The following is a 14,387-nucleotide window of genomic DNA, read 5'->3' on the forward strand; positions in this document are numbered from 1 at the left end:
AATTTAATTTAGAATTGCAACAAAACCCTTTGTGCAGAAAATCCTGGGCCAAAACTTAACATTAACCCCTTCTCTCCTATTTTAGGTTTTTTATCCATAATTTCCTCTAATACATATAAAACCGTTGCGCTAGACATATTACCGTATAATCGCAGTACCTCTTTTGTATCTTCGATGTTCTTCCCCAGATTCAAAAATAGATCTTCTACTGTTTGGACAATTTTTTTCCCTCCAGGATGAAATATCAAGTGATCTATATCTTCTATTTTTAAATTATTTTTGGCTAAAAAAGGATGAATAATATCGGGGAAATGCGAAGCAATAGTTTCGGGAACTTCAATATCCAAAACCATTTGCAATCCTGTATTTACAAGCTTGAACCCCATCATGTGGATGTTGTCATAAAAATGATACATCTCTTCATCCAAAATTTCAGGTCCATTATCGTCTTCATGGGAAGAAAGCAAAACACAAGCAGCACCATCACCAAAAATTGCTGCGGAAACAATATTTGCCATCGAGAAATCATTCAACTGGAAAGTTGCAGTTGGACTTTCGACAGCTATTACAGCGGCACGTTTCCCAGGATTGGCTTTCAAAAAGTTCTTGGCATAAATAATACCAGAAATTCCGGCAGCACAACCCATCTCGGTAACAGGAAGACGTACTATATCCTGACGTAGTTTTAGTTTATTAATAAGATATGCATCCAATGAAGGAATCATAATACCAGTACAACTCACAGTAATAATGTAATCCAAACTTTTAGCGTCCCAGTTTAATTTTTGCAATGCTTTTTCCAAAACCTTTTCGCCTAAATCTATAACTTCACGAACATAAATATCATTTCTATCCTCAAATGTAGTATTCGCAAAAACTTCAATTGGATCCATAATAGAATAGCGCTTATCTACAGTTGCTCCTTCAAAAATTTTCTTAACTTTTCGGATAAAACGCTCATCTTGCCCAATAAGCCAAGAATCTAAAAACGGAATAATTTCTTCGGTCGTTCTTGAATATTTAGGTAATTGTTTGGCAACTGTAGTTATTTTTACACTCATATTTTTGAAATTATCCATTGGTATCGGAATGCCCATTTCCATTGAATGTTATATTTTTTTAAATCTAATTGCTTCGAAAAATCAACTAGTTCTCTTTTTTTGAATCCTCGTAATATTGAAGTCAATCCATCCTTACGAGACATTCCGTTTAATCCGGTAACAAAACAAACTGCCTGAAACAACCGATAAGAAATGATACTTCTTTGCAAATCATTTATTACAACTCCGTAGCGGCTATTAGCTTTAAAAATCGTTAATAATTTCACAATTTCATCTTCTTTAAAATGATGTAATGTCAAAGTACACAATAATATATCATATTTTAGCTCACTAAAAACTTCACTGAAAATATCTTCACAACGATAGCATATATTAGGATAATGTACTGATAATTTTCGAGCATAATTAATTGTAAATGCATTAGCGTCGATTCCGATTAATTTAAAATTCCAATCTTGTTTTAATGCGTAATCGGCTAGCATTCTTAACATATCTCCATTCCCACATCCTACATCTACAATTGTAATAACCTGATCTTTGGACAAACCAGCTATTATTTTTTGCACTCCTTGTAAAGTTAAGTAGTTTCCTCCCAAAAGCTGATTTATTTTTGCAATTTTATCTAATGCATCTTGCAAAGTTTCACCATGTAATGTAAAATCATCCATGATTTCAATATCGTCTGTTCTGTGTTTGGTATTTATAGCCATTAATAATTTACAGTTATAGGTTTGCCATGTGTTGCTTTAATAATTTTGGGTAATAAAAAAGGAAACTGAATTAATAACCACATTACAAATGCAGATTTGTTTTTATTTTGTAAAAGAGTGGCTAAAAACCGACCAATTCTTAATCGCTTATTAAAATTATGATTCCACAATTTTATATATTGTTTTTCAAATTCCTGCCTTGTTTTAATTTTATTACTGCCAAAATCAAGAATTAATTCTGATGCAATTTTAGCGCTATGAATTGCCATTGCCATCCCATTACCACATAAAGGCTGAATCAAACCTGCGCTATCACCAATCATTAGAATATGATTTTGGATGGCAGTTTTCCTTTCAAATGAAATCTGACTTATTGTTAAAGACTTATCAAATAATAGCGTACTATTCTTAAAAAGACGTTTTAAATGTGGATTTTTACAAATCACATTAGTTTGAAAATTATCAATACTCTTATGTTTTTTAAAAGAATCATAATTAACCAAATAACAAACATTTATTATATCATTTTCGACTTTAGAAACACCACAATATCCTCCTTTAAAATTGTACAAACCAACAAGATCATCTGCAAAATCTCCCTTATAATGTGCTTTTACAGCTAACCAAGGTGCTTTCTTCTGAATGAATTCACGTTCTAGTTTTATATCAAAATTAGAACGTTTGCCAAAAGCACCAATAGTAATTTTTGCAGCTATTTTTTTTCTATCTAAGGTTGAAATTGTAAATAAATCATCCTGAAATCCAACATCTTCAACTGTATCATGAATTATCTCACAGCCGTTTTCGATTGCTTTTTGATACAAGTAATAATCTAAGGAATAACGACTAATCCCGAATCCTCCCAGAGGTAAATCGCAACCAATAGTTCTTCCGTTTATTGCCGAGAATTCTAATTTTGAGATTGTTGTAGGATTCAAATCTTGAATGTTTAAATCAAGCCAATCGAGATACAATTTTACTTCGTTGGAAATGTATTCACCACAAACTTTATGTTTCGGGAATTCGTTTTTTTCAATTAAAACAACCTGTAACTTCATTTTAGACAAATGAATAGCACATGTTAATCCTGCTAGTCCACCACCAATAATTACTACATCAGCATTTTTTTTCATATGTAGATACTATTTGCTTTTAACAGATCTGATACCGTCAATTGAGTTTTTATAAGACATTTAATATTATGACGATTAATGCTATTGCTAATTTAAGTAATTTCTTAATAGAAAACCAATTTTAAATAAAAAAGCTGGCTTAAAATTCACTTAAAACACATCCACTTTCTCCACTTATAATTATCCTGAAAAATGTCTTAATCCATCGGTTCTATAACTTATTGAGGCTAATTATAAGTTTGTCCGCTCCTTAACTTTACAAAAGTACTATTTATAGAAAAATACTTAATAAATAATTAACCTGTTAAAAACTAAAACTATGAGTTTCCTAGCCAAATTACAAATCGATGGAGAAGAGTATAATATTCTTGATTTCAATATCAACTTTAAACAAGAAACAGATACAACAACCAAACCAACAGGAAATGCCAAAGGAGGAATTATAAAAATGACAATTCAAGCAGATCACAGTACCAATTTTTTATCATGGATGTTAAGTAGTGACCAAAGTAAAGACGGTAAAATTACTTTTTACAGAAGAGATGCTATGAGCAAAATGAAAGAGCTAACCTTCGAAAAAGCTTTTTGTATAGGCTATGAAGAACAATTTTCGAGTACAAACGATATTCCGATGAAGATAACAATGGAAATAGTAAGCCGTGAAATGGCTTTTGGTGAGGCTAAATTCCTCAATGACTGGATCGAATTGATTTAAATTCTAAAATACCAACCAATAAGCCAACATATCATGTCGAAATTTTCAGAACAAGTTCATATATCTATAAGCAGTTTTTCTCAAAACGTCATTTATTCCAATTTTAAGCTATCGCAACAAATGGCAGACCATCACCATTTTTCATTTTTATGGCAATATACCAGTAAAGCAATAATAGAACCTTCTGATCAGGCATCAGCCATTGGTAAATATATAGGAAGCGAAGTAATCTTTACTTTTAAGGTAAACGGAATTCAATTGATGTCCAAAGGTATGATATCAAATCTAGTTTCTATTAACCTGCATGGCAGTCCTGCCGGATTATATGTTACCGGTATTAGTCATACGATTGTAATTGATGATATGAAAAAATCAAGAATCTTTCTTGAGAAAAACCTACAGGAAATTGCACTGGAAATTTTTGCCGAAGAAAGCTCGGGAGAATTTTACCAAAACGAAGCAATATTACCTACTTTCTCCAAAACATTCAAATACAAGACACAATATAACGAAACTAGTTTTAATTTCATGAAACGTCTTTCAGCTCGTTATGGGCAGTGGTTCTATTTTGATGGAATGCGCATGCAGTTTGGACAAACCAAACCCTCTAAAGTAAAATTAATAAACGGTTCTTCCTTACATAAATTCAAGATTGAAGCAAATTTAGTATCCCATAAAACCTCTTTTGGAGGCTATAACTACAACAATGCAGAGAAAATTAGAAATGCCTCAGAGAAAATCACAACAGGCAGCCGCGACCGGTTTGCATCTATTGTAGGCTACAATCAGGGATCGGTGGCACGACAAGGTTTAAGTCATGGTGCTTATACTAATAATGCTCAAAATAAAGATGAAATCGAGGAAATGGTGAGATTGCAAACAGCAGGTCGCGATGCTAATAGCGTTTTTTATAGCGGAGTCTCCTATTTCCCGATTGGTTTAGGACAGGTATTTACAATCCAGAATAAAAACGTAGAGCATGAACTTATTGCGATCGAAATCATACACCTGTCTGAAGGACACGGAAACTACAGTTGTGAGTTTAAAGCTATTCCTGCCGATGTGGCGGCACCACATTATACCGATGTCGAAGTATTTGGCAAAGCCGATAGCCAACCCGCGATAATAAGCGACAATAATGATCCCGAAGCAATGGGTCGTGTAAAAGTAGATTTTTATTGGGCAGGCTGGGGAAACTCAAGCGAATGGATGCGTATGGTGCAACAATATGGCGGTTCTGGTCGAGGTTCATACATCATCCCAGAAATAGGCGATGAAGTACAAGTGAGTTTTGAAGCAGGAAATGCCGATTGTCCTTATGTATCGGGAGCTTTTTATAACGGAAAAGCAAAACCTGAATTTTTCGATCCAAAAAATAGGATAAAAGGATGGAGACTTCAATTTGGACAATTATTAAAGTTTGTAGAAAAAGTAGGCATTTGGCTCTCCGATCCAAGCGGGAATGAAATTCATCTGGATGAAAAGAATAAAAACATGAACTTCACTTCTCCCGAAACGGTCACTTTTAATTGCAAAAGCTTTATAATAAATGCCTCAGAGGGGATTACTTATAATGCAGGAACAGATATAATACAAAAAGCAGCGCATGATATTGATATTAGTGCTGGTGGAAATATTACAGAAATGGGAGATGAAAAATTAGATTTTATAGACGGAAAAATGACAGTAACCTCTGCAGAATATACCGAAGTTGCCGAAAAGATAAATCTAAATACCACCCAAGGAGATATGATTCTAAAGGCATCAAAATCGATTATAGCGAATAGTAGTGAGAGAAGTAATTTTAATTAAACAAACCATTATCATGGCAATTATAAAACGAGCAAAAAGTATCACCATCAAGATTACCAAAGGATATGCTGTAATGGCTGGTGAAATAGAAAAAACGGCAGGAACTATTAAAATAGTAGCTACCTATGGAGATATTGAATTAAACAGTACAAAAAAAATCATAAAAAATGGGAACATCAGTTAGTCTAGGTGATTATGAGCCAGAAGAAATAAAAGAACCTTGGGAAGAATCACAATATCGGGATTTATCTAGAGCTTATTATACACAAAGCCTTAATATGAAGATTGATACTGATAATGACGGTTTGTTACATTGCATTACAGCAGTAACCTCATTAGAACTTAATAAATGTTATACTGATTCAAAAGAAAATCTAACTATAAATAAATCCCCAAGAAATTGTTATTTGAGTGCGTTGACTATTTATATGGACAATAAGGGAGAAATAATAAAAGGTGAAAAGATACTTACACAATTTAGACTCGTTTATGAGGCTTCTGAAGGCAGGCATCTTTTAGATTCCTCATTTAAAATAAAAAAACAAAAAGAGGCTTGTATAGATGCTAAAGAGTTGCACAATCATGTTATCAAAAATAAAATAGTTACTTTTAGAAATGGTAAAGTTTATTTGTTAAAAAAATTTCATGAATACATTATTCAGGCTTCACTTTGTAACCGCCGTACCGATGTAAATTATACCAATATGAAAGTTACAGCAAATCGTGACGAGCTTAATAAAACACTAAGTCTTTTGGGTATAGCAGAATCAAGTATTGGTTTTACACCCGGAAAGGCTCCAATAATTGCTGATATTGCGATGAAAATTTTAGGACTGGCTTTAAGTGTAGAACCACAATTTAGTCTTGCAGAATACACTTATCCTATTAAAGGACCTGTTTATCTTGATAATGCTACTACAATTCAAGAATACAAACGAGAAAATGCAAATGGCTATGTGTCTCCTCAAAGAAAAATCGGTGAGCCTCGAAGAGAGAATAAAGATATTTTAAAGATATTAGAAGAATGGGGACTAAACATAAAAAAGTAACAGGATGAAAAATATAATTATACTATTAATAACGATACTATCTCTTTTTTCATGCGGAAAAAGAGATACAATCAATCATTATTTAACCAAACCCGTAACACAACAGGAATTAGCCGAAAATGGTTTTTATAAATATTCGTATACATACATAATCGATGATGAAGATAAAGTTGATGATACAATCAAGTCAATAGTAAAATATGATATGTATTCGAACGTAAAACCCGAAAGAAACAAAGAAGGGAAATTATGCCCAACACAATTATGGAATTTTTATCGTGAAGATTCAATTAAAGCAATAAAAAATACAAACTATCTCAAGAACAAATTAAATAGCAGAGTTATTACTTATCTGTTTAGAAATGATTCTTTGTTTTATAAAAATATAGAAGTTCCTTCTTTTGATAATAAGCACAATGAAATTGTCGATTTTACTAGTCGAGAAAAAATTATTAAATATTACGACAGTCTGAAAATTTCTATAAAGCCAGTAATAAAAAACAGTAAAACAGGAGAAATATATACAGGACAGTTTATGATTGATACTCACAAAACCCGATTTTATTTCTCCGAAAAAGAAAAATATTATGAAATGTTTACAAACTATTTAACCAACTCTACTTATTATAATATTCGAGAATATTGGTATTCTGGACATATAAGTGAAATGCATTATTTATTGTAAATGAAAAATATAATTTTATTAATAACAATCCTGTCTCTTTTTTCATGCCGTAAACGAGATACAATTAATCATTATTTAACAAAACCTATTACACAAAAAGAATTAGCCGAAAATGGTTTTTATAAATATTCATACACAGATACAATTGATAATAAAGATAAAATTAAGGATACTATCAGATTAATAGTAAGATATGATATGTATTCAAATGTTAAACCAGAAAGAAACAAAAACGGCAAATTATACCCTATGTCTTTTTTTGGTGATAAAAATGAAGATTCATTCAAATTAAAATAAAATTATCTAAAAAATGATTTAAATGGAAGAATTATAACCTATGTATATAAGAATAATTAGTAGTTGATTTTAATGGTAAACAGAAAGAGAAAATTACGGATTTAAGTACAAAAGAGAAAATTTTAAAGTATTACAGTAGTTTAAAAATACCTATAAAATTAATAATAAAAGAAAAAGTAAGTACCAAAAAGCATCCTACGCTTTTTATGATTAACAATTATAAAACAAGAATTTACTACTATAATAGTAAAGGGTATGATATGCTTGTTAATTATAGTAAAGAAGAAATGCCTTTTTGGAATGTTATTGAAGAATGGTATAACGGACAGAATTATGAATTATCTAAATAAATGAAAAATATAACCATATTATTAATAACAATACTATCTCTTTTTTCATGCGGAAAAAGAGATACAATCAATCATTATTTAACCAAACCCTTAACACAACAGGAATTAGCCGAAAATGGTTTTTATAAATATTCGTATACATACATAATCGATGATGAGGATAAAGTTGATGATACAATCAAGTCAATAGTAAATAATGAAACCGAAATAGATAAATTTTACTCCCAAGCCGAAGATCATAAAATGTTAATGACATTACGCCATAAATACTTACATTGTTCTGCGAGCATGGACGGTATAGGTATGGAACCCCGCATGACAAAACCTACCGGAGTGGGTTCAAACTCTTACAGAGAAATAATTTGGGAGCGATTTAAAATAAATGGATAATATGAAAAATAAGATAAGAGTATTACTATTACTTACACTATTAAACTTAACACTGGCTTCGTGCCAAAAAAATATGGAACAAAAAGAATACAGCTGGACAACAGCTGCCTGCACACCAAAAAACTATCCTGCCGAAATTTTCTCTGGACACTTACTAACAAATCTAAAACCGAATAGCTATTATGCTTACCTTCCCTTTAATACTGTTATAAATCCAAAAGAAGGTTTGGGAAGCAATAATAATTCAACCACAGATGGGGCTACTGGAATTGTACCAAAAAAACTCGATATTACTTGGATATCCTATACCGAAAACAAAAGTTATTCGGGAGTTTTTAATCTTGATGCCAATAAAATAGAAGCCTTGATGATAAATGGAGACAGAGAACCTTTTTATGACAACAAACTAAAGAAGATAGTAATTAATAAATATTACGGTTATGGTATAAATGTAGGGCTTCTTCCTGGTGGAGTAGTCTTGGTTTGGGTAGGAGGATCGGAAAACACAACTTTAGTAGGTCGTTACCAAGCCCATGAAGACAAAAACGTAGATTGGAAAGTAGCACATTCATCAATGGAAGAGAAAAAAGGAGCTGATGAATATGTTGCTGATATAGTTAGTAGATTACCACAAGAAATAAAAAACCAGATTGTACATGGAAGGATACCTTTTGGCTATTGGGACACTTTGTTAAAACAATATAATTTAACGCCTGTAGTAAAACCCGAAGATAAAGTAGAATCCATTTATTTTAATTATATAAACGGTGAGTTCGAATCTATTTTCCTGAGTTTAGACGATAATGTAATGTCTATAAAAAAGAGAGCAGCACCACGAAAAATGAATATTGTTTGGCATGATATAAACGACAGACGTATGGAAAGTGATGTTTACTTTGATGAAAAAAAAATAAAAGCCTTGTTTGAGCAAACCAAACCCAATGAAGGTATTGGTTTTGTAATTAATATAGATAGAAATACCAAGCCACGAGAAACAACAGGAATGGCTATAAAACTTAAAACTAAAGATAGAGAAATAGATTTACAAGAAGCAATAGTATCGCAAGAAACTTTTACAAAGCCAGTGCCATATTAATTTATAAGCAATAAAAGAGAGATAATATTTCTGCACTCGGGTCAATCATGGTACCATAAGAGGCACCGTGATTGACTGTTTTTAGACTGCATATTGCTCAAGTTTTTTCCACATTTCATATTGTTCTACAGAAACATCAAATCCCATTTTTTTAAGAAACGAAATAGTTCCGAGAGCCATATCATCAATATTTAAAATGGCAATTGTATTTGCAATGTTTTCACTAACTGCATTAAAGAGCTTTGCTCCTATTCCTTTTCTTCTAAAATTCTCATGGACAGCAAATTGATGGATTTTATTTGAACTTTTTCCATATATCACATAACCCACTAGTTGTTCATCTATATACGCACCTATAAAATGACAATGCTCTTGAATTTGCTGCAAAGCAAAATCTGAATTTTGCCAAGTTGGTTTAAAGTCCCAAAAAGTTCGAAACAGATCCCAGTCAGGGGAATTTATTTCTTTGATAGAAACATTGGATGTTTTACTTATCACATTAATATTTCCTCTAAAACACAATAGTTTACGGGTTATAGCATAATTAAATTTCTGATAAGCTTTTATGGCCGAAGTATTTTGGGTTATTACTTCCAATACCAAATGATCACATTGTATTTCGGCAAGCTTTGGAAGAATAAATTGATACATTTTATCGACTAGACCAAGTCCTCTTTTTTTTGGAATTATCCCCGTCCCCCCATTATATATAACGTTCTTACCGTCTATAAGCTGTTTACCGTGAAGTATAAATCCACAAAGTTGGTTTTCTTCAAATATACCTACAGATAAATTGAAATCTATTTTATCCGAAATAATTTTAAATTTTAATTGTTCCATTGATAAATGAAAAGGAACTATATAATCTGAAAAAGAATAGTTAAAAGTATTTAAGAGAATCTCAAGATCGATGTTGTTTAAATTTTTAATTTCCATTATAAAAGTTTTTTTGCTAAAATATACGCTTTTAGTACTGATGTAAATTTAAATATCTTTTTCTGAAAAAATATATTTTATTGAAGACAAATCAGATGGTGCAAGCGAGCCAGCACTCAAAAAAAAAGCTGCCTCAAATTTGAGACAGCTTTCACTTTAATTTCTTGAAAAATATTAGATTTTTTCTTTCATAATTTCCTCAACAACTTCAGGATTCAATAATGTTGAAATATCGCCAAAATTTGAGTAATCTCCTTCGGCAATCTTACGTAAAATTCTACGCATGATTTTCCCAGAACGTGTTTTAGGCAAGCCGGACACAAACTGAATTTTATCTAATTTAGCAATTGGTCCGATATGATCCGAGATATATTGATTGATCTCTTTACTTAAATTTGCTCGATCTCTATATTCTCCTGTTTCTTTTAGGATTACGAATCCATATAATGCATTTCCTTTAATATCATGTGGAAATCCAACAATAGCCGATTCTGCTACTGCAGGATGCTCATTAATAGCATCTTCTATTGGAGCTGTTCCTAAGTTGTGTCCTGAAACAATTACAACATCATCTACTCTACCTGTGATTCTGTAATATCCAACCTCATCTCTTAAAGCACCATCTCCTGTAAAATATTTACCTGGAAAAGCAGAGAAATATGTGTCTTTATATCGTTGATGATCTCCCCAGATTGTTCTTGCTATTCCTGGCCATGGAAACTTAATACATAGGCTTCCTACAACTTGATTCCCTTCTATTTCGTTGCGTCTTTCATCCATCAAAACAGGTTGAATACCCGGTAATGGTAAAGTTGCATACGTAGGTTTTGTAGGTGTTACAAAAGCAATTGGCGAAATCATGATTCCTCCAGTTTCTGTTTGCCACCAAGTATCTACTACAGGACATCTTTTATCTCCAACGTGGTCATTATACCAGTGCCAAGCCTCTTCGTTTATAGGCTCTCCTACTGATCCGATTACTTTAAGCGATTTTAAAGGATATTTTTGAACATAATCCAAGCTCTCTTTTGCCAAAGAACGAATAGCCGTTGGCGCAGTATAAAACTGAGTTACTTTATGTTTCTCAATAATTTCCCAAAAACGACTAAAATCAGGATAAGACGGAACTCCTTCAAAAATTACTGTAGTACCTCCATTTAATAAAGGACCGTATAATATGTATGAGTGACCTGTTATCCAACCAATATCGGCAGTACACCAGAAAATATCATTTTCTTCGTGATTAAATACGTTTTTAAATGTATAAGCTGTGTAAACCATGTAACCTGCGGTAGTATGAACCATCCCTTTAGGTTTACCAGTAGAACCCGAAGTATACAAAATAAACAATGGATCTTCTGCATCCATGATTTCAGCAACATTATAATCTAATGCAGCATCTAGAAGCGGTTGCAACCATTGGTCACGTCCTTCTTTCATTTTTACATTAGTTTGAGTTCTTTTGGCTACCAAAACTTTTTCTACACATGGACAAGTTTCTAATGCTTCGTCTATGATTGCTTTTAAATCAATAGTTTTATTACCTCTATACCCTCCATCTGAAGTGATAACCATTTTACATTCGCTATCATTTATCCTTGCTGTTACAGCCGATGCCGAAAATCCTGCAAATACAACCGAATGTATTGCTCCAATTCTGGCACATGCTAATACTGACACTGCCAATTCTGGAATCATTGGCAAATAAATACAAACTCTGTCTCCTTTTTTTACTCCTTGTTCACGTAGAACGTTAGCCATTTTAGAAACTCTTTCATACAATTCATTATAACTAATGTGTAATGAACTTTCTGATGGATCGTTTGGCTCAAATATTATTGCTGTTTTTTCTCCTCTTTTACTTAAATGTCTGTCGATACAGTTTTTAGTAATATTAACTTTAGCTTCGGTAAACCATTTCACCTCTGCCTCTGCCATATTAAAATCGACAACTTTTTCCCATTGTTGATACCATGTGAAATTTTCCTCTGCTATTTTTCCCCAAAATTTTCTTGGTTCACGAACTGATTTATTGTAGTGTTTAAAATATTGTTCTAAATTTTCAATTTTGTAATAACTCATGTTTCTCAATTTTTTTATAAAAGTATTAAATCTCTTTCTATTCTTAAAACTATTTAATTTATTAATTATGGCAAAAAATTATATTATATATTTAAAATATAGCGATTAAATTCTTTTTTTCTAAAATTTAGCCATAATGAGTAAATATACTTATATAAAAAAAGGCATGATATTAAATATCACACCTTTAGTATTAACAAGATTAACAACAATTAATCTTAATGTCTGAAAATACTGAATAAGACAAAATAAACTTATCATTTTCGTTATTTCTGTAATTTATTATAATACAACATTAAGTTTATCTCCTGTACGTTACAATATCCTCTGATTTTGAAAATAGCAGCAACATTATTAATTAATAGGGAAAGCCAAAGACAAAATTAAATTGTCTTTTCTTAGGTATTACTCCACTTAACTATCTACTCATTTGTAGTTAAGTGAAAGTAATATGCTCTATATCCATATTATCTTAATAAGTGCTTACTAATTCAAAATATTATATAAAAACAGAGATACAGCGCAAGCTTCAACACATCGACCATGAGGTTAAAGTCCCAATTTTATTATCCAATTTTTTTCATTGCAGTCATTGACTCTCTTAACCAAGCTCCTACTTCTTCAATAGGGTGCTGACGAATAGTTTTATTTACCGCAATAAGTACTGCATTATCTACTCCATTTGAAGTTGAAAATGGTTTCCCGATTACATTAGTATCAACTGTTTTCATATAATCAGTTAATAACGGTTTGCAAGCATGGTCAAATAAATAACAACCATATTCTGCAGTATCAGAAATAACACGGTTCATTTCAAATAATTTCTTTCTTGCAATTGTGTTTGCAATCAATGGTAATTCATGCAATGACTCATAATAAGCTGATTCTTCAATAATACCTGCTTCTGTCATTGTTTCAAAAGCCAATTCTACACCAGCTTTTACCATTGCAATCATTAAGACTCCATTATCAAAATATTCTTGTTCTGAAATTGAAGCAGTAGTTGGAGCTGTTTTTTCAAAATTAGTTTCTCCTGTTGCAGCTCTCCAAGTCAATAAATTAACATCATCATTTGCCCAGTCAATCATCATGTTTCTAGAGAATTCTCCAGACATGATATCATCTTGATGTTTTTGAAATAATGGACGCATAATATCTTTTAACTCATCTGCAATTTCATAAGCTTCAATTTTTGCAGGATTAGAAAGACGATCCAACATATTGGTGATTCCCCCATGTTTCAAAGCCTCAGTAATGGTTTCCCATCCGTATTGAATTAATTTAGAAGCATATCCTGGCTCGATTCCTTTTTCTACCATTTTATCAAAACATAAAATAGAACCCGTTTGCAATAATCCACAAAGAATAGTTTGCTCACCCATTAAATCCGATTTTACTTCGGCAACAAATGAAGATTTTAAAACTCCTGCTTTATGTCCTCCAGTTGCTACAGCGTAAGCTTTTGCCTGATCCAAACCTAAATTGTTTGGGTCATTCTCTGGGTGAACAGCAATTAATGTTGGTACACCAAACCCTCTTTTGTATTCTTCACGAACCTCAGAACCTGGGCATTTAGGAGCACACATAATAACAGTGATGTCTTTACGAATTTGCATTCCTTCCTCAACAATATTAAAACCGTGAGAATATGATAGTGTAGAACCATTTTTCATCAATGGCATAATCGCTGTAACTACAGCAGTATGTTGTTTGTCTGGTGTAAGATTACATACTAAATCTGCTGTTGGGATTAATTCTTCATAAGTACCTACTTTAAAACCATTTTCGGTAGCATTTTTATAAGAAGGTCTTTTTTCTGCAATTGCATCTGCACGTAAAGCATAAGAAATATCAAGTCCTGAGTCTCTCATGTTCAAACCTTGGTTTAAACCTTGGGCTCCGCAACCTACGATAACTACTTTTTTTCCTTTTAAAGCAGCAATTCCATCAGCGAATTCTGATTGTTCCATAAATTCGCAAACGCCTAATTGTTCTAATTGTAATCTTAGTGGTAATGTGTTGAAATAATTTGCCATTTTTTTTGTAAAATATTTAATGATGTAAAATTTAA

15 protein-coding genes are annotated in these 14,387 nt (G+C 32.0%); 9 read left to right on the plus strand and 6 right to left on the minus strand.

Annotated features, from left to right (window positions below):
• Positions 1-8 precede the first annotated feature (8 nt).
• The 3 genes from OIU83_RS13860 to OIU83_RS13870 are packed head-to-tail and all read right to left on the minus strand — an operon-like array spanning position 9 to position 2,904.
• Positions 9-1,061, minus strand: coding sequence for a type III polyketide synthase (locus OIU83_RS13860; protein WP_264206932.1), 1,053 nt, complete (start codon positions 1,059-1,061; stop codon positions 9-11).
• Complete coding sequence (locus OIU83_RS13865) at positions 1,058-1,771, minus strand: methyltransferase domain-containing protein (protein ID WP_264206861.1); 714 nt, start codon at positions 1,769-1,771, stop codon at positions 1,058-1,060. The genes OIU83_RS13860 and OIU83_RS13865 overlap by 4 nt, the downstream gene beginning before the upstream one ends.
• Positions 1,771-2,904 (minus strand): NAD(P)/FAD-dependent oxidoreductase, encoded by a 1,134-nt coding sequence (locus tag OIU83_RS13870; RefSeq protein WP_264206862.1) that lies wholly within the window; start codon positions 2,902-2,904, stop codon positions 1,771-1,773. Before OIU83_RS13870 ends, OIU83_RS13865 begins: the two co-directional genes overlap by 1 nt.
• 319 nt (positions 2,905-3,223) lie before the next feature.
• Here OIU83_RS13870 and tssD point away from each other — a divergent pair, with 319 nt between their 5' ends.
• The 9 genes from tssD (at position 3,224) to OIU83_RS13915 (ending at position 9,298) form a co-directional block, all read left to right on the plus strand.
• Positions 3,224-3,619 (plus strand): type VI secretion system tube protein TssD, encoded by a 396-nt coding sequence (gene tssD, locus OIU83_RS13875; RefSeq protein WP_264206863.1) that lies wholly within the window; start codon positions 3,224-3,226, stop codon positions 3,617-3,619.
• 33 nt (positions 3,620-3,652) lie between these two features.
• Complete coding sequence (locus tag OIU83_RS13880) at positions 3,653-5,431, plus strand: type VI secretion system Vgr family protein (protein ID WP_264206864.1); 1,779 nt, start codon at positions 3,653-3,655, stop codon at positions 5,429-5,431.
• Positions 5,432-5,444: 13 nt separating this feature from the next.
• The gene (locus OIU83_RS13885) at positions 5,445-5,615 is read left to right on the plus strand and encodes a hypothetical protein (RefSeq protein ID WP_264206865.1); all 171 of its coding nucleotides are present in this window, start codon (positions 5,445-5,447) and stop codon (positions 5,613-5,615) included.
• Positions 5,599-6,480 (plus strand): hypothetical protein, encoded by an 882-nt coding sequence (locus OIU83_RS13890; RefSeq protein ID WP_264206866.1) that lies wholly within the window; start codon positions 5,599-5,601, stop codon positions 6,478-6,480. The genes OIU83_RS13885 and OIU83_RS13890 overlap by 17 nt, the downstream gene beginning before the upstream one ends.
• A gap of 4 nt (positions 6,481-6,484) precedes the next feature.
• Positions 6,485-7,165 carry a hypothetical protein gene (locus OIU83_RS13895; RefSeq protein WP_264206867.1) on the plus strand — a complete coding sequence of 227 codons (681 nt, stop codon included), beginning with the start codon at positions 6,485-6,487 and terminating at the stop codon, positions 7,163-7,165.
• Entirely contained in the window at positions 7,166-7,462 is a 297-nt protein-coding gene (locus OIU83_RS13900; protein WP_264206868.1) for a hypothetical protein, read from the plus strand.
• 206 nt (positions 7,463-7,668) lie between these two features.
• On the plus strand, positions 7,669-7,812 hold the full coding sequence (locus tag OIU83_RS13905; protein ID WP_264206869.1) for a hypothetical protein: 144 nt from the start codon (positions 7,669-7,671) through the stop codon (positions 7,810-7,812).
• Positions 7,813-8,202 (plus strand): hypothetical protein, encoded by a 390-nt coding sequence (locus OIU83_RS13910; RefSeq protein WP_264206870.1) that lies wholly within the window; start codon positions 7,813-7,815, stop codon positions 8,200-8,202.
• A gap of 1 nt (position 8,203) precedes the next feature.
• A complete protein-coding gene (locus OIU83_RS13915) occupies positions 8,204-9,298 on the plus strand; it encodes a DUF2931 family protein (RefSeq protein ID WP_264206871.1) in 1,095 nt (364 codons plus the stop codon).
• An 81-nt stretch (positions 9,299-9,379) separates the two neighbouring features.
• Here the strand turns inward: OIU83_RS13915 and OIU83_RS13920 are convergent, their stop codons facing one another.
• The 3 genes from OIU83_RS13920 to ilvC all read right to left on the minus strand — a co-directional run bounded on the left by OIU83_RS13920 (position 9,380) and on the right by ilvC (position 14,352).
• A complete protein-coding gene (locus tag OIU83_RS13920; RefSeq protein ID WP_264206872.1) occupies positions 9,380-10,234 on the minus strand; it encodes a GNAT family N-acetyltransferase in 855 nt (284 codons plus the stop codon).
• Positions 10,235-10,408: 174 nt separating this feature from the next.
• The gene (gene acs, locus OIU83_RS13925) at positions 10,409-12,316 is read right to left on the minus strand and encodes an acetate--CoA ligase (protein ID WP_264206873.1); all 1,908 of its coding nucleotides are present in this window, start codon (positions 12,314-12,316) and stop codon (positions 10,409-10,411) included.
• A 566-nt stretch (positions 12,317-12,882) separates the two neighbouring features.
• Positions 12,883-14,352: a ketol-acid reductoisomerase gene (gene ilvC, locus OIU83_RS13930; RefSeq protein WP_264206874.1), complete on the minus strand. Its 1,470-nt coding sequence runs from the start codon at positions 14,350-14,352 to the stop codon at positions 12,883-12,885.
• Positions 14,353-14,387 lie beyond the last annotated feature (35 nt).

Origin of the sequence: Flavobacterium shii (genome assembly GCF_025847235.1) — a bacterium.
Classification (GTDB): domain Bacteria; phylum Bacteroidota; class Bacteroidia; order Flavobacteriales; family Flavobacteriaceae; genus Flavobacterium; species Flavobacterium shii.

Excerpts from the sequence above, each read along its gene's own strand:
- OIU83_RS13865 (WP_264206861.1), bottom strand. The coding sequence starts at position 1,771 with ATGGCTATAAATACCAAACACAGAACAGACGATATTGAAATCATGGAT.
- OIU83_RS13915 (WP_264206871.1), top strand. The coding sequence starts at position 8,204 with ATGAAAAATAAGATAAGAGTATTACTATTACTTACACTATTAAACTTA.
- ilvC (WP_264206874.1), bottom strand. The coding sequence starts at position 14,352 with ATGGCAAATTATTTCAACACATTACCACTAAGATTACAATTAGAACAA.
- OIU83_RS13890 (WP_264206866.1), top strand. The coding sequence starts at position 5,599 with ATGGGAACATCAGTTAGTCTAGGTGATTATGAGCCAGAAGAAATAAAA.
- OIU83_RS13895 (WP_264206867.1), top strand. The coding sequence starts at position 6,485 with ATGAAAAATATAATTATACTATTAATAACGATACTATCTCTTTTTTCA.
- OIU83_RS13900 (WP_264206868.1), top strand. The coding sequence starts at position 7,166 with ATGAAAAATATAATTTTATTAATAACAATCCTGTCTCTTTTTTCATGC.
- OIU83_RS13880 (WP_264206864.1), top strand. The coding sequence starts at position 3,653 with ATGTCGAAATTTTCAGAACAAGTTCATATATCTATAAGCAGTTTTTCT.
- OIU83_RS13860 (WP_264206932.1), bottom strand. The coding sequence starts at position 1,061 with ATGAGTGTAAAAATAACTACAGTTGCCAAACAATTACCTAAATATTCA.
- OIU83_RS13870 (WP_264206862.1), bottom strand. The coding sequence starts at position 2,904 with ATGAAAAAAAATGCTGATGTAGTAATTATTGGTGGTGGACTAGCAGGA.
- acs (WP_264206873.1), bottom strand. The coding sequence starts at position 12,316 with ATGAGTTATTACAAAATTGAAAATTTAGAACAATATTTTAAACACTAC.
- OIU83_RS13885 (WP_264206865.1), top strand. The coding sequence starts at position 5,445 with ATGGCAATTATAAAACGAGCAAAAAGTATCACCATCAAGATTACCAAA.
- OIU83_RS13905 (WP_264206869.1), top strand. The coding sequence starts at position 7,669 with ATGATTAACAATTATAAAACAAGAATTTACTACTATAATAGTAAAGGG.
- OIU83_RS13920 (WP_264206872.1), bottom strand. The coding sequence starts at position 10,234 with ATGGAAATTAAAAATTTAAACAACATCGATCTTGAGATTCTCTTAAAT.
- OIU83_RS13910 (WP_264206870.1), top strand. The coding sequence starts at position 7,813 with ATGAAAAATATAACCATATTATTAATAACAATACTATCTCTTTTTTCA.
- tssD (WP_264206863.1), top strand. The coding sequence starts at position 3,224 with ATGAGTTTCCTAGCCAAATTACAAATCGATGGAGAAGAGTATAATATT.